This window comes from Paractinoplanes hotanensis, from assembly GCF_023717965.1.
Classification (GTDB): Bacteria; Actinomycetota; Actinomycetes; order Mycobacteriales; family Micromonosporaceae; genus Actinoplanes; species Actinoplanes polyasparticus.
In genome coordinates this window covers 214086-234766 of the sequence record NZ_JAMQOL010000006.1, presented here as the reverse complement: position 1 = coordinate 234766, position 20681 = coordinate 214086, and the positions used below count along the sequence as shown (strand labels likewise).

The window sequence follows — 20681 nt, the reverse complement described above, 5'->3', positions numbered from 1 at the left end:
CGCCGCGGTGCAGCCGGCGCTGCTCGACGACCCGCTCCAGCGCTACGCGGCCGGCCACGTCGACGGCCCGCTGCTGGTGATCGGCGGCCCCGGCACGGGCAAGACCACCACGCTGGTCGAGTCGGTGGCCGCACGCATCGCCGAGGGCGTCGACCCTGAGCGCATCCTCGTCCTCACCTTCGGCCGGCGTGGCGCCACGGCCCTGCGCGACCGCATCGAGGCGCGCATCGCGGCCGACCCGGGCCGCATCGTGCACGAGCCGCTGGTGCGCACCTTCCATGCGTACGCGTTCGGCCTGCTCAGGCGGGCCGCAGCCGACCGTGGCGAGCCGTCCCCGCGGCTGCTCACCGGCCCCGAGCAAGACCTCATCATCCGTGAGCTGCTCGAGGCCTCGGGCGAGGTCGACGCGCCCGACCCGATCGGCTGGCCGGCCGCGCTGCGCCCCGCGCTGCCCACCCGCGCCTTCGCCCAGCAACTGCGCGACCTCATGCAGCGGGCCGCCGAGCGCGGCGTCGGCCCGGTCGAACTGGCCCGCCTGGGCGAGCGCCTGGGCCGCGACGACTGGCCCGCCGCCGCCCGCTTCCTGCGCGAGTACGTCGCCGTCCTGGCCCTGCGCGACGTGACCACCCGCGGCTCGTCGGCCTACGACCCGGCCGAACTGGTGCGCGCCGCCTCGGGCCTGCTGGCCGACAACGCCGACCTGATCGAGGCCGAGCGCCGCCGCCTGGCCTACGTCTACGTCGACGAGCTGGCCGACACCGACCCGGCCCAGATCGACCTCCTCGCCCAGGTCGCCGGCGGCGGCAAGCCCCTGGTCGCGTTCGGCGACCCCGACTCGTCCATCTACGGCTTCCGCGGCGCCGACCCGGGCGCGGTGGCCGGCTTCCCCACTCGCTTCCGCACGGCGTCGGGCGCCCTGGCCGAGACGCTGACCCTCCACACCAACTACCGCGCCGAGCTGCCGCTGCTCTCTGCGACGTCGCGGGTGTCCCGCCGCATGCGTGGCCCGATCCGGCACCGCCCGATGCATCCGCCGCCGCCGGTGCTGGGCCCCGAACCCCCACCCGGGCCCCCCGCCGCGGGGTCGCCCGACCCGAATACCCCCGCGTCGGGCGGGGCCGCTTCCGCGTCGGGCGGGGCCGCTTCCGCGTCGGGCGGGGCCGCTTCCGCGCCGACCGGCGCTGCGGCAGAGCGTGGCGCGTCCGCAGCGGATCCGGCTGAGGGCCGGAGCGGGCTCGACGCCGAGACCGTCGTCCGGATCTTCCGGGCGGCCACCGCTGAGGCGGCCTACGTCGCTCATGCGTTGCGCGAGGCGCACCTGCTGCACGGCGTGCCGTGGTCCCGGATGGCGGTCATGCTGCGCAGCACGTCGTTGCAGTTGCCTTCGTTGCAGCGAGCGCTGGCGGCGGCCGGCGTGCCGACGGTGACGCACGCCGAAGATCTACCGTTGCACCTCCAGCCGGCGGTGGCGCCGTTCCTGTTGCTGCTGCGGTGTGCGCTCGACGCCGAGGCGCTGAACGAAGAGACCGCTGTGGCGCTGCTGCACTCGTCGCTGGGCGGGGCCGACCCGCTGGCCGAGCGCCGCCTCCGGCAGGGGCTGCGGGCGTTGGCGCTGGCCGCCGGGGACAGACGGCCCTCGGGCGAGCTGCTGGTAGACGCGGTGCGCGACCCGGCGGGCCTCGACATGGTGGAGCGGCGCTGGGCCCTGCCCGCCCAGAATGTCGCCCGGTTGCTGGCCACCGCGCGCGAGGCCGCCGCGGCGCCGGGGGCCACCGCCGAGCAGGTGTTGTGGACGGTCTGGCGGGCCAGCGGGCTCGCCGGCCGGTGGTACGCGATGAGCACCCGCTCCGGGCCCGCTCCCGAGAACACTGATGTCGGCCGGGCCCGGCAGTGGCGGGCCGAAGCAGCCGACCGTGATCTCGACTCGATGGTCGTGCTGTTCGACGCGGCCGCCCGATTCGTCGACCGGCTGCCCGGCGCGCGGGTCGAGGTGTTCCTCGACCACGTGCTCGCCCAGGACCTGCCGGCCGACTCGATCGCTCCCAGCGCCGACCGGGGCGAGGCCGTCCGCCTGCTCACCGCGCATGCCGCCAAGGGCCTCGAGTGGGATGTGGTCGTGCTGGCCGGCGTGCAGGAGGGCATCTGGCCCGACCTGCGGCTGCGCGGAAGCCTGCTCGGCTCGGAACGACTGGTCGACGTGCTGGCCGGCCGGGCCGCGTCGGGGCAGGCAGCCGTCGTGGGTGAGACGTCCGCCCTGCTCGACGAGGAGCGGCGGCTGTTCTACGTGGCCACCACCCGCGCCCGCCGCAAGCTGATCGTGACCGCGATCGCCTCGGCCGGCGTCGGCGGCTCCCAGGGCGAGGAACAGCCCAGCCGTTTCCTCACCGAACTCGGCATCCCGGACGACGACCCCGGCCCACCCCCACCCGCCGGGCCGCCGCCATCCGGCCCCGACCGCCCGGACACCGACCCTCGAGGCCCACACGACCCCGACACGGCCGGCAGCGAAGCCACGGCCGGCGAGTGGCCGAGCGAGGAGCCGCCCGATGAGGACCCGGGCGAGGCCGATCCGGTGGACGATCCGGCGGGGATTCCGGTCGGGCGGCCGCCGCGTGCTCTGACGCTGCCGGCCCTGGTGGCCGAACTCCGTACGGTCGTCGTCGGCGCCGACCAGACGCCGCCGCGACGGCATGCCGCCGCGGCGGAACTGGCCCGGCTGGCCGCGGCCGGAGTTCCGGGTGCCCACCCTGACGAGTGGTGGGGGCTGCGCCCTCTGTCCGACGACCGGCCGCTGGTCGACGAGGGGGAAGCCGTCAAGGTCACGCCCTCGTCGATGGAGAGCGTGCTGCGCTGCAGCCTGCGCTGGCTGCTCGAACGGCACGGCGGCGCGGCCCCGGCCGGGCCCGCGCAGGGCGTCGGCAACCTGGTGCACGCGGCCGCCATGCTCGCCGAGGACGCCAACGCCGACCGCGAGAAGCTGGTCGAGTACGTCAGCGCGCGGTTCGACGCGATCGAGCTGGCCGCCCGCTGGCTGGCCGGCCCGGAACAGGACCGCGCCCAGGCCATGGTGGACAAACTGCTGCGCTGGCTGGCCGTCAACCCGCGGCGGCTGCTGGCGATCGAGCACGAATTCAGCGTCCGGCTCGAAGACCCGACCCGCCCGATCCAGCTCACCGGCCGGGTCGACCGCCTCGAGATCGACGAGGACGGCCGTCTCGTGGTCATCGACCTCAAGACCGGCAAGAGCACCGCGGTCGCCGCGGCCGAGGTCGAGGAGCACGCCCAGCTGGCCGGCTACCAGACCGCCGTCCAGGCCGGCGCGTTCGCCGACCACGGCGCCGAGAGCGGCGGGGCGGCGCTGGTGCAGCTCGGCCCGGGCAAGGACGCCCGCGAGCAGATGCAGCTGCCGCTGGCCGAGGCGGCCGACCCGCAATGGGCGTACGAGATGGTCCGTCGCACCGCCGACACGATGGCCGCCGCCACCTTCTCGGCCGTCGCCAACAGCCGTTGCCGGGTGTGCCCGGTACGCACCAGCTGCCCGGTCTCGGGCAAGGGACGTCAAGTCGTAGAGCAGGGCCAGTGACCCAACCGAGCCTCTTCGCCGACGAGTCGGCGACGCCCCGCCGCCGTGCCGATTCCGGGCCCCGCTACACCCCGGAGGAACTGGCCCGGTTGCTGCGCCTGCCCCGGCCGACCGCCGAGCAGTCCGAGATCATCTCCGCCCCGGTGGAGCCGCTGCTGGTCGTGGCCGGGGCCGGCTCGGGCAAGACCGAGACGATGGCGTCGCGGGTGGTGTGGCTGGTCGCCAACAGCTACGCCCACCCCGACGAGATCCTCGGTCTCACATTCACCCGCAAGGCGGCCGGCGAGCTGGCCCACCGGGTACGCACCCGGCTCGGCCAGCTGGTGCGCCGGCTCGGCCGCGACGACGCGTTCGCCGGCGAGGCCACCATCTCGACCTATCACTCGTACGCGGCCCGGGTTGTCACCGAACACGGGCTGCGCGCCGGCTACGAGCCGTCGGCCCGCCTGCTCACCGAGGCCGCCTGCTGGCAGATCGTCGACTCGCTGGTCCGCTCGTACACCGGCGAGATGACCGGCGTGAACCGCGCGCCGACCACGGTCACCGACGACGTGCTGGCGCTGGCCGGCGAGCTGGCCGAGCACCTCGTCACCCCGGACGAGCTCGCCGCCTGGACCGGCCGCTTCTTCGCCGACGTGCAGGAGCTGCCGGGCAAGGTCTACAAGGACGTGGCCGACGTGCTCGCCCGGCAACGGCAGCGGCTCACCCTGCTGCCCCTGGTGCGCCTGTACGGGCAGCGCAAACTCGACCTGGAGGCGATGGACTTCGGCGACCAGATGGCCCGCGCGGCGCTGGTGGCCCGCGACCATCCCGAGGTCGGCGAGATCGAGCGCGGCCGCTTCCGGATCGTGCTCCTCGACGAGTACCAGGACACCAGCCACGCCCAGGTGACCATGCTGAACGCGCTCTTCGGGGGCGGCCACCCGGTCACCGCGGTCGGCGACCCGTGCCAGTCGATCTACGGCTGGCGCGGCGCCTCGGCGGGCACCCTCGACCGCTTCCCGGAGGAGTTCGTCCGGCCCGGCGGCGAGGCGGCCCGGACGGGCAGCCTGACCCGCAGCTGGCGCAACCGGCCCGAGATCCTGCGGGTCGCCAACACGCTCTCGGCCCCGCTGCGTGCTTTCGGCGCCCGGGTCACCGAACTCCGGGCGGCCGAAAGGGTCTCCGGCGCGGTAGGCGGCCGCACGGTGGCCTGCGCGCTGCTGCCCACCTTCGCCGACGAGGCCGCCTGGATCGGCGACTCGATGCTCACCGCGTGGCGGATCACGGCCGGAATGCCGGGAGCCACACCCGGCGAGATCCCGGTCGAGAAGCGCCCCACCAGTGCCGTCCTGGTTCGCGTACGCAGTCAGATCCCGGCCATCGAGGAGGCGCTGCGCGTCCGCGGCCTGCCGGTCGAGGTGGTCGGCCTGGGCGGTCTGCTCGACACCCCCGAGGTACGCGATGTGGTCTGCACGCTGCGGGTGCTGGCCGACCCGGCCGACGGCGCGTCGCTGCTGCGCCTGCTGACCGGCGCTCGCTGGCGGATAGGCCCGCGTGACTTGGTGGCCCTGCACCGCCGCGCCCGCGGGCTGGCCGCGGCCCGGGCCGCCGTGGTGGCAGGCGTCGAGCCCGACGACATCGTCGCCGACCGGCTCGACGACGCCACCCTGGTCGAGGCGATGGCCGATCTGGGCGCCCCGCAGCAGTACTCGGCCGAGGGTTACGCGCGCCTGCATGCGTACAGCCGGGAACTCAGTGCCCTGCGGCAGCGCCTCGACCAGCCGCTGCCCGACCTGGTGGCCGACATCGAGCGGACGATCGGCCTGGACGTCGAGGTGGCCGTGCGCGGCTGGGCGGCCGGGGACGCCGGTCTGGCCCGGGGTCACCTGGACGCGCTGGCCGACACCGCCGCCCGCTACGGCGCCGAGACCGACGGGGGCACGCTGGCCGGCTTCCTGGCCTTCCTCACCGCGGCCGAGGAGGAGGAACGCGGCCTCGAACCGGGCCAGGTCGACGTGGTCGAGGGCGCGGTCCAGATCCTCACCGCGCACGCCGCGAAGGGCCTGGAGTGGGACGTCGTCTCGGTCGCCGGTCTGAGCAAGGGCGTCTGGCCCAGCATCTCGCGCAACTCCGACCACTATCTGATGGGCATCGGCGTGCTGCCGTTCCCGCTGCGGGGCGACTCCGACGGCCTGCCCCGGCTCGACCTCTCGCAGGCGGCCGACCAGAAGGGCGTGCTCGCCGCGGTCAACGCGTTCGGCACGGCCTGGCGCGAGCACGACGAGCGGGAGGAGCGCCGGCTGGCGTACGTCGCCGTGACCCGTCCCCGGCGTCTGCTGCTGGCCTCCGGCTACTGGTGGGGTGACGGCGTCAAGCGCCCGCGGGGCCCGTCAGTCTTCCTGACCGAGATCCGCGCGGTCTGTGACGAGGGCGCCGGCGCGGTCGACGCGTGGACGCCCGAGCCGGCCCCGGGCGCGACCAACCCGGCGGCCGAGGTGGTGCCGTCCGCGCAGTGGCCGTTCGACCCGCTGGGCCTGCGCCGCCCGGCCATGGCCACCGCAGCCGACCTGATCCGCCGCATGATCGCCGCCCCCGACGCGGAGGCCGCCGAGGCCTTCGCCGAGCTGGCCGGGGCCGAACCCGAGGTCGCCGAGCGCGCCGGACTGGCCGCCGAGCTGGTCGGCATCCCCGCCGGCCGCGATCCGGACATCGAGCGCTGGCGGCGCGAGGCCGCCCTGCTGCTGGCCGAACGGGACGAGCGGACCCGCCGGGACGGCCCGATCGAGGTGGCGCTGCCCGCCCACCTGTCGGTATCGCAGCTGGTGGTGCTGCGCCGCGACCCCCAGGCTCTGGCCCGTTCGCTACGCCGTCCGTTGCCCCACCGCCCGCTGCCGCATGCCCGGCGGGGCACGGCGTTCCATGCCTGGCTCGAGCAGCGGTTCGGCGCCCTCCGCCTGATCGACATCGACGAACTGCCCGGCGCCGCCGACGACGACGCGGCCGACGACGCCGAGCTGCTCGCCCTGCAGGAGGCGTTCCTGGCCGGCGAGTGGGCCGACCGCACCCCGGTCGAGGTCGAGGTGCCGTTCGCGACCACGATCGCCGGGGTGGTCGTGCGCGGTCGGATGGACGCGGTCTACGCCGACACGGCCAACCGCTACGACGTCATCGACTGGAAGACCGGCCGGCGGCCCGAGGGCGCCGACGCCGAGGCGGCCGCCGTGCAGCTGGCCGCCTACCGGCTCGCCTGGGCTTCGCTGGCCGGCGTGCCGCTCAACCGGGTGCGGGCGGGCTTCCATTACGTACGCGAGCAGGTGACCGTGCGGCCGGTCGACCTGCTCGACGCCGCGCAGTTGGCCGCGCTCATCGAGCGACTGCCCGAACGGGTGAACCAGACCCGGTCCGGGCCCGCCGCCGCGAGCTAGGCCTCGTCCGCGCCCGCCGCCGCGAGAAGGTGCAGCAGGGCTGCCGCGTACGCGCCCTCCGTCGTTCCGTCGGCGAAGGCGCGTTCCTCGCCGAGCAGGTCGATGGTCACCTCGTAGCCGGCCGGTCCGCGCCGCAGCGTCCGGAACGTGCCGCCCAGCAACTCGCGCAGCTGGTCCTCCCGGGGCAACCAGACCGTCTCGTCGAGCTCCACGTCGTCCAGGGCCCACTCGGTGGTGCCGTTGAAGCCGATCACCCGGCCCTCCGGCATCGAATACACCTCGACCGTCATGTTGCTCAGCACGAACACCTCGTCGTCGAGGTCCCGGTCGGGGATGGCGAACCGGTCCCCGAGGGCCGGTTTCCAGGTCAGTCCGGCCTCTCTGAGCTGCTGAGCCAGTTGAACGCCGATCACCGGCGAACCTCCTTCGACGTGTTAAGCTCTGCCCGTTGTCAGTTTGGTTCCCAAGTACTCAGGAGCGCCTGTGGGGAAGTCTGCCCCAGGCGCTCTTTGTCGTAACCCGGATTCCTCCGGTACGGGCGATCAGTACGGCGACACGAGACTCACGAAGTGTGGGTCTTACTACCTCGTTCCGCCCATGTTGGGTCGGAGCGATCGACCGTCGAGGAGACGATCATGGTTACCGGCGTTGTGAAGTGGTTTAACGCGGACAAGGGCTTCGGGTTCATCACCCCGGACGACGGCGGCGCCGACGTCTTCGCCCACTTCTCCGCTATTCAGACCTCGGGCTACCGCAGCCTGGACGAGAACCAGCGGGTCGAGTTCGAGGTGACGCAGGGCCAGAAGGGCCCGCAGGCCGCGAACATCCGTCCGCTCTGAAGTAACTAGTCGGATCTGAAGTACCTGTCGGAAGCGGCGCCCCCCCCCCCGGGGGGGGGCGGGGGGGGGGGGGGCCGCCCCCCCCCCCCCCCCCCCCCCCCCCCCCCGCCGCGCCCCCCCCCCCCCCGGGGCGGGGCCCCCCGCTTCTGCGTCAGCGGCCGACGGGAACGCGGTCGATTCTCAGACCGGGGCGGCCTCGGGCAGCGGGGCCGTGCCGCCCAGGTGGGCCGGCAGCCACCAGCGGTCGCCGGGGCCCGCGGGCTTGTCGGGATAGGCGCGCTGAGCCGCGTCGAGCAGGCCGCTCAGGCGTTGTTTGAGGATGGCCGTGAGCGCGTCGGGCGACGTGCCCTTGGGTATCTCGATGGCTTGGCCGATCTTGATGAGCACCGGCACGTGCCGCTTGGTCAGCTCTTTCTTGTGGCCCTTGGTCCAGAGCCGGTGGGGACCCCAGACGGCCATCGGGATCAGTGGCACCTTGGCCGTGCGTGCCAGCCGGACGGCGCCCGACTTGAGCTCCTTGACCGTGAAGGACTCGCTGATCGTCGCCTCGGGGAAGACGCCGACCACCTCGCCCTTGCGCAGCGCCTCGGTGGCGGCGCGGAAGGAGGCGGCGCCGGCGTCCCGGTCGACCGGGATGTGCCGCATGCCGCGCATCAGCGGGCCGCTGATCCGGTGGTCGAAGACGGCCTTCTTCGCCATGAAGCGCACCAGGCGCTTGGCCGGCTGAGCACCCAGACCGCAGAAGATGAAGTCGAGGTAGCTCACGTGGTTGCTCGCGAGCACGGCCCCGCCAGTGGCCGGAATGTGTTCGGCGCCATCGATTTCGATCTTGAGGTCGAGCACCCGGAACATCGTCTTGGCGAGGGTGACGACCGGCGGATACACGAGTTCCATGGCAAGACGGTAGCGGAAGTCGCTGAACTTCTCCTGGGACGGTGCAACGTCCGGGCCGGTTGGCGCGTCTAAGAACTATCGGCCCTGTTCTCTCGGACGTGACTTTGGAGGTACCGGCATGCGCGGACCATCCGCCCGCCGGGAGTTCGGATTTGTCTTCGCGGTTGCCGTTTTCGGCGTCGCGCTCGTGCTGGTGGTGGCCTTCGCGCCGTGGTACCCGGGGGTCGGCGCCAATCCGGCCGAGGTCAATCCCTCGCTCTGGCAGCAGGTGAGTGCCCTGCTCAGCGGGGTTGTGGAGACCACCGCGCCCCTGCCGTGACGTGATCGCCACCATCGTGGTGTTCACTGGGTTTCATGTCCGAGCAGACCCCGGAACCGTTCTCCTGGCAGCAGGCGGGCGGCCGAATCGGCTCCGGGCTGGTCACGACCGCTCCCGGCGGTCCTCCGGTCAAGCCGCCGCCCCCGCCGGACCCGGCCGCCCCGCCGCCCGACGGGCCGCAGCGGCGCCGACGGCAGATGCAGATCTTCGGTGGCATCGCCGGTGCGATCCTGGCCATCGGTCTGACCGTTGTGCTGATCCTCGTGTTCTCGTCCGAGGGCGACCCGTTCCGCTCGAAAGAGTCGGCGCCGACCGACGTGCGCCCGCCGCTGGCCCAGGCCTGCCCGGCGCCCAGCGGCTCGCCGAGCGCGGGCCCGACCCGGACGCCCAGCGTTCCGCCGCCCCCGTCCGGCGCGCGCACGACCGACGACGAGGCCGGCATCTCGTACAAGGCCTACGGCGCGCCCTGGGTGCCCTGGACCGACGTGTGGCGGGCCGGGACGCTCGAGGTGCCCTACCGCAAGGGGCAGCACTTCGTCACCGAGCAGTACAGCGGGGGCAGCTATCACGCCTCGATCCTGTCGGCCGCGGTGCCGGCGGCCGACAACGACGCGGTGACGCTGAATCTCGAATGCGTGGGGCGGCAGGTGGCCGCGGACGTGCGGGCCGAGTACTACCCGCAACCGAACACGATGGAGCCGATCCGCGACGAGCTGACGAAGCTGGGCGGCCGACCGGCCTGGGTGAGCGAGTTCCGCCTGCGCTTCCAGGCGCCCGGGCTGACCGCCACCGAGGAGCTCTCCGCGGTGGCGGTCATCGACGTCGGCAAGACGACCGCGGCCGTCCTCTACATCTCGATCCCGGGCACCCACAAACAGTGGGACTACATCATCGACGACGTACTCGCGTCCGTGCGCCCCAGGTGAGTTGCCTGAGCGTGCGGGACATCGTCACCTCCCGGTGGGGAGCGGCGTCAGGCCCGTGCCCGCCTGCCGGAAATTCAGCCGGTGGTCAAGTGGTCACCTGCGGTCGCGACGCAGGTCGAAGAAGGCGCTAATGTCATTTTGTGGCGCGCAGAATCAAGATCCCCGCGACGAAGTACCCGGTGGAGCGATTCACCCTGGCCAACGGATTGCGGGTGGTGCTCACCCCCGACCGCAGCGCCCCGGTCGTCGGGGTCGCGGTGGTCTACGACGTGGGCATCCGTTCCGAGCCCGAGGGCCGCACCGGCTTCGCCCATCTCTTCGAACACCTGATGTTCCAGGGCTCGGAGAACCTCGAGAAGCTGGCCCACTTCCGGCACGTGCAGGGCGCCGGGGGCACCTTCAACGGGTCGACCCACCTCGACTACACCGACTACTTCGAGGTGCTTCCCTCGGGCGCGCTCGAGCGGGCGCTCTTCCTCGAGGCCGACCGCATGCGCGGGCCCCGGCTGACCGAAGAGAACCTGCTCAACCAGATCGACGTGGTCAAGGAAGAGATCCGGGTCAACGTGCTGAACCGGCCCTACGGCGGGTTCCCCTGGTTGCGGCTGCCGCCGGTGATGTTCTCGACCTTCCCCAACGCCCACGACGGCTACGGCTCGTTCGGCGACCTCGACAGCGCCACGGTGGCCGACGCCCAGGCGTTCTTCGACCGCTACTACGCCTGCGGCAACGCCACCCTGGCCGTAGCCGGCGACTTCGACGTGGCCAAGGCGACCGAGATGATCCACCGCCACTTCGACGACGTGCCGGCCCGTCCGGCCCCGCCCCGCCCCGACTTCGACGAGCCCGACCTCACCGGCGAGAAGCGCGACGTCTACACCGACAAGCTCGCCCCGTTGCCCGGCGTGGCCAGCGCGTGGCGCGTGCCCGACCCGATCGGCGACTTCGAGGCTTACCTTCCCTACGTCGTGCTGGCCGAGGTGCTGACCGACGGCGACGCGTCCCGTCTGGTCGAGCGCCTGGTGCAGCGCGACCGCACGGTGACCAGCATCGGCGGCTACATCGGTTTCATGGGCGACGAGTTCCAGGTCCGCAACCCGACCGCGATGCTGCTCCAGGCGCACATGCCGCCCGGTGGCGACGCCGAGAAGGTGCTGCGCACGGTCGACGAAGAGATGGACCGCCTCGCCGCCGACGGCCTCAAGCCGGGCGAGCTGGAGCGGGTGCAGGCCCGCATCGCCACCCACCTGCTGCGGGACACCGACTCGGTGCTCGGCCGGGCGCTGCCGATGGCGGTGCTCGAGCTTCAGCGCGGTCGTCCCGAGATGCTCAACGAACTGCCCAAGCTGATCGGCGAGGTCACCGAGGCGCAGATCGTCGCCGCGGCCGCCACTTTGCGCCCCGAGCGGCGCGCCACCGTCGAGGTCGTCCCTGGAGCCGGAGCCGCCGCATGACAAGCAAGTCCCTGCCCGACCTGATCCCGGACGCGAAGCTCAAGCTGCCCAAGGAGGCCGAGCGCACCCTGGCCGGCGGCCTGACGGTGATCGCCATCCGGCGTACGTCCGTGCCGCTGGTCGAACTGCGGTTGCGGGTGCCGTTCGGCAAGACGCCACTGCCGCGCGCCACTGTGCTCTCCCAGGCGCTGTTCACCGGCACCAGCACCATGACCAGCGTCGACATCGCGGCCGAACTGCAGGCGGTCGGTGGCGGGCTCTCGGCCGGGCTCGACCCCGACCGGCTGCTGGTGACCGGCAACTCGCTGGCCTCGGGCCTCGACCGGATGCTCGAGATTCTGGCCGGCGTGCTCACCGACCCGGCCTATCCGAACGACGAGGTGGCGACCGAGCGCGACCGCCTGGTCGACCACATCCAGGTGGCCCTGACCCAGCCGGCCCACCTGGCTCGCACGGCGCTGCTGAAGCGGATGTTCGGCCGTCACCCGTACGCGATCCAGACGCCCGAGCCCGAGCAGGTGCGTGCCGTGCGCCCGGCCCAGCTGCGCGCGCTGCACGCCGAGCGGGTCCGTCCCGAGGGCGCGGTGCTGGTGCTGGTGGGCGACCTCAACCCGGAGAAGGCGATCGACGCCGCCGAGAAGGCGCTGGGCAGCTGGACCGGCCCGGCCAAGGCCGTGGTCGTCCCGCCCACCCCGGCCCTCGAACCCGGCCCGCTGTTGCTGGTCGACCGGCCCGGCGCGGTGCAGTCGTCGTTGCGCATGGCGCTGCCCGCCCTCGAGCGCACCGACCCCGACTACGCCGCCCTCCAGCTCGCCAACCTGGTTTTCGGCGGCTACTTCTCGTCCCGCTGGGTCGAGAACATGCGGGAGGACAAGGGTTACACCTACGGCCCGCACACCGGCATCGAGCACTATCTGGCCGGCTCCGCGCTGGTGCTCTCGGCCGAGGTCGCGACCGAGGTGACCGGCCCGTCCTTGCTCGAGACCCTGTACGAGCTGGGCCGCATCGCCAGCCTGCCGCCGGGCGAGGACGAGCTGGAACAGGCCCGCCGCTACGCGCTGGGCACCCTGCGCCTGGGCATGTCGACCCAGGCCGGTCTGGCCGGCCTGGCCAGCATGTACGCCAGTTTCGGCCTCCGCCTCGACCACCTGCGGCAATACTCGGCCGCGCTGGCCACCGCCTCCCGCGAGCAGGTGGCCGAGGTGGCCGCCCGCTTCCTGGCGCCGGCCAACGCGGTCACGGTCGTGCTGGGCGACGCCGACAAGGTCGAACGCCCGCTGTCCGCCCTCACCACGGTGGAACGAAGCGCCGCGTGAGCGCTCCCGAAGAGCCCGACGTCAGGGAGCAGCCCAGCGGTCTGGTCGACGCGCCGCCGCTGGCCCGCAGCACCCTCGACCGGGCCGCAGCGCACCGCACCGACGACGAGTGGCTGGCCGCGGCCTGGGGTAGGGGCCAGGTCATCGTCGTCGACCTGGCCAAGGGCGGCCGGGCCCTCGCCACCGAGGACCGGCTGGTGCTGCTGCCTTCGGCCGAGGCGCCCGAGGGGGAGCATTGGCTCCTCGGGCTCGACGCCGACGGCACCCCGCTCTGGACGGTCGACGCGGCGCTGCCCGAGGCCGGGGACGCCTCGGCGGTCACCCTGCGCGACGTCGGCCACCTGCTCGACGACCGCGACGCCGGAATCTTCACGACCGCCGTGGCACTGGGCAACTGGCATCGCAGCCACCAGTTCTCGCCGCGCACCGGGTTGCCGACCACGGCGGTGGAGGCCGGCTGGGCGCGCAAGGACGCCGAGGGCAACACGATGTGGCCCCGCACCGATCCGGCCATGATCGTGCTGGTGCACGACGGGGTCGCCGGTCCCGAGGGTCGCTGCCTGCTCGGGCACAACGCCGCCTGGGGCCGGGCGGCGGACGGCGGCCTGCGGTTCTCGTGCCTCGCCGGCTACGTCGAGCCGGGCGAGTCGGCCGAGGCCAGCGTCGGTCGTGAGGTCGGCGAAGAGGTCGGTCTCGACCTGACGTCGCTGCGCTACGAGGGCAGCCAGTCCTGGCCCTTCCCGGGTTCGCTGATGCTCGGCTTCCACGCCACGGCCGACCCGGAACAGCCGATCCGGCTCGACCCGGCCGAGATCGACGAGGCGCACTGGTTCACCCGGGACGACATCGCCAAGATGATTGCCGGCGATTACCACCATCCTGATACGGGTGTCCCGATGAGCCTGCCGATGCGCTCTTCCATTGCGTTCTATCTCATCGAGCGCTGGTTGGGCGGTTTGGCCCGGTAACGGAATCAAGTTCGTCTAATCAGAGAAGTTTTCTTATTACCAAGTAACCAAAAGAGGGCCCAGCCGCGTCTCGGTTTACAAAGACCGAGAGGCGGAGATCGATGACGCAGGTGCAAGCGCCCGCATGGGCCCCGATGACCGCGGACGAGCGGGCCCGTTTCGACCGGGACGGCTTTCTCGTGGTGCCCGGAGTGCTGTCCGAGAGCGAGATCGCGCTCGCGCGTGACGCTGTTCTCGGCGCCTTCGAGCGGGCCGGGCAGCCCGGTGGGCACGGCTTGGGCTCGACGGGTGCGCTGCACCAACTCTCGGCGGTGACCTCCCTGCCCGAGCTGGCGTTCCTCCTCGACCACCCGGTGGCGTTCCGCTACATCTGGTCGCTGCTCGGCTGGAACGTGCACGTCTACCACTCCCACATCGACGTGCACCCGCAGATCCACGAGAAGCAGAAGGACTGGTGGCACTGGCACCAGGACGGTGGCCGGCAGAACCGGGAGCTCGAGACCGACCCCCGCCCGACGATGTCGGTCAAGCTGGCCTACTGGCTGTCCGACGTGAGCGAGACCGGCCGGGGCAACTTCACCGTGCTGCCCGGCAGCCACAAGACCAACTGGCTGCCCGGCCCGCCGAGCCGCGGGGTCCCGTGGCCGCAGCCCGAGGGCGCGCTCCAGATCACCGCCAACCCCGGCGACCTGGTCGTCTTCGACCGTCGTCTGTGGCACGCGCGCTCCGACAACTACTCCGAGGTCACCCGCGTCGGCGCCTTCTTCGGCTACACGTACCGCTGGATCGCCGGCCGGGACGACGTCGCCGACCTGCCGGGCACCCCGGAGTGGGCCGGCTTCAACGACGTGCAGAAGCAGCTGCTCGGGCACTGCCCGCAGGGTGACGGCAGCGGCGACCACGCCTGGGGCCACTACCCCGAGACGACGCCGCTCTACGGCGCGCTCAAGGAGAAGGGCCTGCTCGACTCCAGCATCCCGGCTCTCATCCCGTAAACGCCCACATCCCGATACCCTACGCATGTGGGGCAAAGCGGGACATTAGACAAAGCGGCGACCGCGGCGGGCCGCCTTCTCCTCGATGCGCTCGGCGAGGAGGGCCCGGCGCGGTCGCTGTCGCGTCTGGGCGGCTCGCCGCAGGCCGTCCGGCTCCTGCACGAGCTCTTCACGGTGGCGGTGCGGCGCAGCTTCGTCGGGCGTGATGCCCGCGACGTCACCGGCTACATCCGCGACCTGCTCGAGTATCAGGCGCTGCCGGTCGGCGGGCAGCTGGCCCGCCAGTCCGAGGCGGTGGTGCGCTCGGCGCTGGGCGAGCCGGAGCTGGCGTACGCGATCCCGGCCCTGCGCCGGGCCGAGATCATCTGTCTGGTGGTGGGCGACCTGGCACGGCCGCCCGGCGTTCCCGCCGACGAGCTTCTCGCGCTGGTCCGTCAGGCCGAGGCGCGGGTGGCCCGGTCGTGAGCCCGGTCTTCTCGCCGGCGCCGGGCGTGCGCACCGGAGCCGGGCGCTACCTGCAACTGGTGGCGCACGAGGAGGCGCCTCAGGAATTCGACGCGCCGGACGAGGACGCGCGCCAGCTGTGGGAGATCGCTTTCGGACTCGCGGCTCGGCGCCGCTTCGAACCGGAGAGCTCCCTGGCCGAGATCAGGCGCACCGTGGCGGCCGGACTGCCGACCCTCGAGGCCGAGATGCTGCTGCGCGCCGCCCTGGGCGAGAAGGTGCCGGTGGACGAGATCGACGAGAGCGTCCGCACCGGCGCCCACCTGCTGCTCTTCGCCCGCCTGGTGGAGGAGATGGCCCTGACCGACGGCGAGCTCGAGGGCCTGGTCGCCCGGGCCGAGGAGCTCGCCGCCGAACCGGAGCTCAGCCGGCGGCCAGAGCTGACAGATGCTCCTTGACCTGGACGATCGACGGGTTGGTGAGGGCCGAGCCGTTGTCAAACTTCAGGGTCGGAACCGTCTGGTTGCCGCCGTTGACGCTCATCACGAACTCGGCCGCTTCGGGCTGCTGCTCGATGTCCACCACCTCGTAGGCGATTCCCTCGCGGTCGAGCTGCGACTTGAGGCGGTGGCAATAACCGCACCAGGACGTCGAGTACATGGTCAACATCGGTCGGGAACTCCTTCGGCTGGGTCACATGGCACAGCGCCTTCCGGCACAACGTCGGACCCGGGTGCCATGATTCCCTATCGTGCGGACTGATGCGGTGCTGGCCGGGCTCGACCCCGAGCAGCGGACGGCGGTGACCGCCCCCGCCGGCCCGGTCTGCATCCTGGCCGGCGCCGGCACCGGTAAGACCCGGGCGATCACCCACCGGATCGCCTATCGGACGCTGACCGGCGAGGTGAGCCCGCGGCACATCCTGGCGGTGACGTTCACGGCGCGGGCGGCGGCCGAGATGCGATCCCGGCTCACCGAGCTCGGGGCCTCCGGTGTGCAGGCGCGCACGTTCCACGCGGCGGCGCTGCGCCAGGTGCGCTACTTCGCGCCCCGGCTGCTCGAGGGCCGGGCGATGCCCGAACTGCTCGAGAGCAAGGCGCGCATGGTGGGTCTGGCCGCGGCCCGGGCCGGGGTGCGGGCCGACCGCACGGGCGCGCGCGACCTGGCCAGTGAGATCGAGTGGGCGAAGTCCTCGCTGGTCGAGCCGAGCGAGTACGCGGTGGCGGCCAGGAAGGCGTTGCGCGAGCCGCCCTTCGAACCGGCCAAGGTGGCCGAGGTCTTCACCGCGTACGAGTCGCTCAAGCGCCGCCAAGGCGTGATCGACTTCGAGGACATGCTGCGCGCCGCCGTCTGGGGGATCGAGGAGCACCCTGACGTGGCCGAGCAGATCCGGGCTCAATACCGTCACTTCGTCGTCGACGAGTACCAGGACGTCAACCCGCTCCAGCAGCGGCTGCTCGACGCCTGGCTGGGCGGGCGCGACGACCTCACCGTGGTCGGCGACGCCAGCCAGACCATCTACTCGTTCACCGGCGCCACCTCGTCGTACCTGATCGACTTCCCTCGGCTGCGCCGCGAGGCCGTGGTCGTCCGGCTGGTGCGCGACTACCGCTCCACGCCACAGGTGGTCGGGCTGGCCAACGCGGTGATCCGGCAGGCCCGCGGCAGCGAGGCGAGGCTGCGGCTCGAGCTGGTCGGTCAGCGGCCACCGGGCGCCGAACCCGAACTGAAGATCTTCCCGGACGAGGCGGGCGAGGCGGTCGCCATCGCCCGCCGGTGCCGCGACCTGATCGCGTCGGGCACGCCGGCCAGCGAGATCGCGGTGCTCTTCCGGACGAACGCGCAATCCGAGACGTACGAGAAGGCACTGGCCGAGGCCGAGGTTCCCTATGTCGTACGGGGGGCCGAGCGCTTCTTCGAACGGCCGGAGATCCGCCAGGCGATGATCGCGATGCGCGCCGCCGTCCGGTCCACCCCCGGCGAGACGCCACTGGTGACGGCCGTGGTCGACGCCCTCGCGGCGACCGGCTGGCAGCGCGAGCAGCCCCCGCCCGGTGGCGCCGCCCGCGAGCAGTGGGAGGCGATGGCCGCGCTGGTCGCCCTGGCCGAGGACTACGCGAAGGCCCCCACGGTCGAGCCGATCGGGCAGGCCGGGGCCGTGCAGCGCGACGTCACGCTGACCGCGTTCAACGAGGAGCTGAGCCGGCGGGCCGAGCAGCAGCATGCGCCCACGGTCGCCGGCGTGACGCTCGCCTCCCTGCACTCGGCCAAGGGCCTCGAATGGGACGCCGTCTTCCTGGCCGGCCTGGCCGACGGCACGCTTCCCACGACGTACGCCAAGACGCCGGACCAGCTCGAAGAGGAGCGACGCCTGCTCTACGTGGGGGTCACCCGGGCCCGGCAGTGGCTCTGGCTCTCGTACGGTCAGGCGCGCTCGCCGGGGGGCCGGGCCCGCCGTCCCTGCCGGTTCCTGCCGCAGCTCGAACGCACCTCGGCCACCGAGCGCGCGGGCGACCGCAGTCGGAAACCCGACCGAAGGCGCGCGCAGGTCTCGTCGTGCCGCATCTGCGGGGCCACCCTGATGGCCGGGGCCGACCGCAAGCTCGGCCGCTGCCCGACCTGCCCCTCGGACCTCGACGAGGAGCTGTTCGAGCGCCTGCAGAAGTGGCGGGCGGCCACCGCGGCCGACCTCAAAGTGCCTGCTTACGTCGTCTTCACCGACGCCACGCTGGTGGCCCTGGCCGAGCGCCGCCCGTCGTCGCCGGCCGAGTTGCTGGCGATCGCCGGGATCGGGGCCCGCAAGCTCGGTCAGTACGGGGAAGCGGTGTTCGCTCTCGTGGGTGGCGCGAGCCCCGACGAGGTCGCTCAAAAAAACTTTGAAAACTAGTCCGTTAATTCGTTTGCCTCGGTTGCTACGCCAGGCATAACCTCAGTTCACACCTCGCCGAGCAGCAATGTTCGGCGGGCCCGCAAAGACGAGTGCAACGCAACTGGAGGAGGTGGCAACGATGGAGATCTACACGATGACGATGCAGCCCTCGCTGCCGCTGACCCGTGCCTGCGCTCCGTACGCATGGCTGCCGACCGCACCCGTCATGGTGCCGGTTCTGGCTGCTGAGCGGGCTCCGGTCTCGCGGGTGCACCAGGTCTCCGTCCAGGCCGAGCTGGGCGTGGCACCGAAGCTCCCGCTGATCGATCGCACCAACGGCACCACTGGGTTCAAGGGCATCAATGTCTCCGTCGCCAAGCGCTACACGGATGGTGGCAGCGGTGTCCCGCCTCGAGGAAGGCCGGTCTGACAAACAGACCTCCGGCTCACCTCGAGGCCGCGGAACCCGTAACTGGGATCCGCGGCCTTAATTTTTTGCCGGCTCACCGGCCGGATGCACGACCTGAAGGCGATCCAGAAGATCGAAGAGAAGAGAGAGGTGACCGGGCTTTATGAGTCTGGCGCTGGCCCCACTCGACGTGAGCGTCGAGATCGAGGCAAACCTGCCCTGTCGGAAGTTCGACCCGGACCTGTGGTTCTCCGACTCCCCGGCCCAGCTGGAACTGGCCAAGTCGCTCTGCGGGGACTGCCCGCTGCGCGTCGAGTGCCTGGCCGGGGCGGTCGAGCGGAACGAGCCCTGGGGTGTCTGGGGCGGCGAGATCTTCGAGCGCGGTGCCGTGGTTCCGCGCAAGCGGCCGCGTGGCCGTCCCCGTAAGGCCGATGTGGCGCGCGACGCCGAACTGGCCCACGAGGTCGAAGAGCGGCTCGCCGCGAACGGACTGGAGTCCCGCAAGACCGTTGGTCTGGCGGCCTGAAATGACCATCGTCCCCGTCCCCTCCTACCGAAACGAGACAACTGACATGTACGCGAGTGGAGCGACCAAGATGAGACTTCTCCAAGAAGCGTTGAGCAGGGCCCGAATGCGTCGGCCTCAGAGTGACTACACACCTGAGGCACACCGTCCCGCTCGCCAGGTAGCCATGGAGGCGCGTCACACCGCCTCACGCGAACTCGGCGGTCGGCGATTCTGATACCCGAAGCTCACTGAATGCCGAACGAGATGACGAGAGGCCCGTCCGCTGTCTGCGGGCGGGCCTTTCGCTGTGGATGGAGTCAGCGCTTATCGCGACCGACCGTGCGCTCTGTGGACGACGCAAGTGCTTGCATCCGAATGTTGCGTAGGCTCTTCGCCCAGGTCCCTTGGGTGGGCGGGGGAGGCGGTGGCTCACCCGCCAAGATCGTTTTTGAGATTCCTTGTGGATCAGGCTTGTGCGGAGAGGAACACCCGGGCCGCGGCGGAGAGATGCGCCGGGTCGTCGACGTGGCAGAGCTCGCGGGCCGAGTGCATCGAGAGCAGCGGCACGCCGACGTCGAGCGTGGGGATGCCGATGCGGGCCGCGGTGATCGGGCCGATCGTCGAGCCGCAGGGCACCGAGTTGTTGGAGACGAATTCCTGATACGGGACGCCGGCGGCAGCGCAGGTGCGGGCCCACAACGCGGCGCCGGTGCCGTCGGTGGTGTAGCGCTGGTTCGCGTTGATCTTCAGCAGCGGGCCGGCGCCGGGCAGCGGGCGGTTGACCGGGTCGTGGCGGTCGGGCCGGTTGGGGTGCACGGCGTGCCCGGCGTCCGACGAGAGACACCACGAGCCGGCGATCGCCCGGGCCAGGTCGGAGCGGTCGCCGCCGAGGGCCGCCGAGATCCGCTCCAGCACGTCGGCCAGGAAGGGACCGGCCGCGCCGGAGCGGGTCTCCGAGCCGACCTCCTCGTGGTCGAAGGCGGCCAGCACGGCGATCGCATCGGTGGGCTCGGCTTCGAGCAGCGCGGCCATGCCGGCGTGCACCGACGACAGATTGTCAAGGCGGCCCGAGGCGAACAGCTTGCCGTCGGCGCCGAAGCGGGCCGGGGCGTTGGCGTCGACGGTGATGACGTCGTAGCCGGCCACGTCGGTGCTGCCGATGCCAGCCAGGCCGGCCAGATGGGCGACGATGTCGGCGTTCTCGGGGCTGCCCACGCCCCAGATCGGCTGGAGTTCGCGCTGCTTGTCGGGGGCGAACGAGTCGTTCACGGCGCGGTCGAGGTGGATGGCGAGGTGCGGGATGCGCGCGAACGGCCCGGTCCGCACCAGGTGCGGGGTGCCGTCGCGGTGCACGACGCGGCCGGCGAACTCGAGCTCGCGGTCGAACCAGGACGGGACGACCGGGCCGCCGTACACCTCGACACCGGCCTGCCACCAGCCGGACGTGACCGTCGACGGCTTGGGCTTGAGCTTGAAACCGGGGGAGTCGGTGTGGGCGCCGAGGATGCGGAACGGGGTGCCGCGACCGGCGCCGGCGGGCAGCGCCAAGGCGATGACCGAGCCGTCCCGCACGATCGTGAGCCGGGCTCCCGGGCGTACGGACCCGCCCCAGTCGGCCGTCTCGTCGAGCGGCTCGTAACCGGCCGCGCTCAGCCGGCGGGCCACCTCGGCGGCCGCGTGGTACGAGCTGGGCGACGCCGAGACGAAGGCGGCCAGGTCATCTATGTGGGCAGACGCGTCCATGCCGCCC

General features: G+C 72.2%; 18 protein-coding genes. 14 read left to right on the top strand and 4 right to left on the bottom strand.

Annotation, left to right across the window (positions count from 1 at the left end):
- The first annotated feature begins 7 nt into the window (after positions 1-7).
- Together LXN57_RS05455 and LXN57_RS05450 are read left to right on the top strand one after the other, a co-directional pair.
- A complete protein-coding gene (locus LXN57_RS05455; RefSeq protein WP_251796969.1) occupies positions 8-3583 on the top strand; it encodes an ATP-dependent helicase in 3576 nt (1191 codons plus the stop codon).
- Complete coding sequence (locus LXN57_RS05450; protein WP_251796863.1) at positions 3580-6990, top strand: ATP-dependent helicase; 3411 nt, start codon at positions 3580-3582, stop codon at positions 6988-6990. Before LXN57_RS05455 ends, LXN57_RS05450 begins: the two co-directional genes overlap by 4 nt.
- On the opposite strand, the gene LXN57_RS05445 is transcribed toward LXN57_RS05450, so the two are convergent.
- Positions 6987-7403, bottom strand: a complete 417-nt coding sequence (locus tag LXN57_RS05445; RefSeq protein ID WP_251796862.1) for a pilus assembly protein CpaE — start codon at positions 7401-7403, stop codon at positions 6987-6989. The two genes, LXN57_RS05450 and LXN57_RS05445, sit on opposite strands and share 4 nt — an antisense overlap.
- Positions 7404-7625: 222 nt before the next feature.
- Here LXN57_RS05445 and cspE point away from each other — a divergent pair, with 222 nt between their 5' ends.
- On the top strand, positions 7626-7829 hold the full coding sequence (cspE, locus tag LXN57_RS05440) for a transcription antiterminator/RNA stability regulator CspE (RefSeq protein WP_015625344.1): 204 nt from the start codon (positions 7626-7628) through the stop codon (positions 7827-7829).
- Between the two features lie 180 nt (positions 7830-8009).
- Here cspE and LXN57_RS05435 read toward each other — a convergent pair whose 3' ends face one another.
- Entirely contained in the window at positions 8010-8723 is a 714-nt protein-coding gene (locus LXN57_RS05435; RefSeq protein ID WP_251796861.1) for a lysophospholipid acyltransferase family protein, read from the bottom strand.
- A gap of 118 nt (positions 8724-8841) precedes the next feature.
- On the opposite strand from LXN57_RS05435, the gene LXN57_RS05430 reads away from it, so the two are divergent.
- The 8 genes from LXN57_RS05430 to LXN57_RS05395 all read left to right on the top strand — a co-directional run bounded on the left by LXN57_RS05430 (position 8842) and on the right by LXN57_RS05395 (position 15603).
- Positions 8842-9042 carry a hypothetical protein gene (locus tag LXN57_RS05430; RefSeq protein WP_251796860.1) on the top strand — a complete coding sequence of 67 codons (201 nt, stop codon included), beginning with the start codon at positions 8842-8844 and terminating at the stop codon, positions 9040-9042.
- A gap of 35 nt (positions 9043-9077) precedes the next feature.
- Positions 9078-9968 (top strand): hypothetical protein, encoded by an 891-nt coding sequence (locus LXN57_RS05425; RefSeq protein WP_251796859.1) that lies wholly within the window; start codon positions 9078-9080, stop codon positions 9966-9968.
- 140 nt (positions 9969-10108) lie between these two features.
- Positions 10109-11422, top strand: a complete 1314-nt coding sequence (locus LXN57_RS05420; protein WP_251796858.1) for a M16 family metallopeptidase — start codon at positions 10109-10111, stop codon at positions 11420-11422.
- Positions 11419-12738: a M16 family metallopeptidase gene (locus LXN57_RS05415; RefSeq protein WP_251796857.1), complete on the top strand. Its 1320-nt coding sequence runs from the start codon at positions 11419-11421 to the stop codon at positions 12736-12738. Before LXN57_RS05420 ends, LXN57_RS05415 begins: the two co-directional genes overlap by 4 nt.
- A complete protein-coding gene (nudC, locus tag LXN57_RS05410; protein WP_251796856.1) occupies positions 12735-13706 on the top strand; it encodes an NAD(+) diphosphatase in 972 nt (323 codons plus the stop codon). The genes LXN57_RS05415 and nudC overlap by 4 nt, the downstream gene beginning before the upstream one ends.
- 101 nt (positions 13707-13807) lie before the next feature.
- A complete protein-coding gene (locus LXN57_RS05405) occupies positions 13808-14701 on the top strand; it encodes a phytanoyl-CoA dioxygenase family protein (protein WP_251796855.1) in 894 nt (297 codons plus the stop codon).
- Positions 14702-14728: 27 nt separating this feature from the next.
- The gene (locus tag LXN57_RS05400) at positions 14729-15166 is read left to right on the top strand and encodes a hypothetical protein (RefSeq protein WP_251796854.1); all 438 of its coding nucleotides are present in this window, start codon (positions 14729-14731) and stop codon (positions 15164-15166) included.
- A complete protein-coding gene (locus LXN57_RS05395) occupies positions 15163-15603 on the top strand; it encodes a hypothetical protein (protein ID WP_251796853.1) in 441 nt (146 codons plus the stop codon). Before LXN57_RS05400 ends, LXN57_RS05395 begins: the two co-directional genes overlap by 4 nt.
- Here the strand turns inward: LXN57_RS05395 and LXN57_RS05390 are convergent.
- Positions 15569-15814: a mycoredoxin gene (locus LXN57_RS05390; protein WP_251796852.1), complete on the bottom strand. Its 246-nt coding sequence runs from the start codon at positions 15812-15814 to the stop codon at positions 15569-15571. The genes LXN57_RS05395 and LXN57_RS05390 overlap by 35 nt on opposite strands.
- Before the next feature lie 82 nt (positions 15815-15896).
- Between LXN57_RS05390 and LXN57_RS05385 the strand changes: the two genes are divergently transcribed.
- From LXN57_RS05385 to LXN57_RS05375, 3 genes are all read left to right on the top strand, one after another.
- Positions 15897-18032 carry an ATP-dependent DNA helicase UvrD2 gene (locus LXN57_RS05385; RefSeq protein ID WP_221375699.1) on the top strand — a complete coding sequence of 712 codons (2136 nt, stop codon included), beginning with the start codon at positions 15897-15899 and terminating at the stop codon, positions 18030-18032.
- A 121-nt stretch (positions 18033-18153) separates the two neighbouring features.
- On the top strand, positions 18154-18444 hold the full coding sequence (locus LXN57_RS05380; RefSeq protein WP_251796851.1) for a hypothetical protein: 291 nt from the start codon (positions 18154-18156) through the stop codon (positions 18442-18444).
- Between the two features lie 142 nt (positions 18445-18586).
- Positions 18587-18949: a WhiB family transcriptional regulator gene (locus tag LXN57_RS05375; RefSeq protein ID WP_221375701.1), complete on the top strand. Its 363-nt coding sequence runs from the start codon at positions 18587-18589 to the stop codon at positions 18947-18949.
- 447 nt (positions 18950-19396) lie between these two features.
- On the opposite strand, the gene LXN57_RS05370 is transcribed toward LXN57_RS05375, so the two are convergent.
- Positions 19397-20674, bottom strand: a complete 1278-nt coding sequence (locus tag LXN57_RS05370) for a M18 family aminopeptidase (RefSeq protein WP_251796850.1) — start codon at positions 20672-20674, stop codon at positions 19397-19399.
- Between the last annotated feature and the right edge of the window lie 7 nt (positions 20675-20681).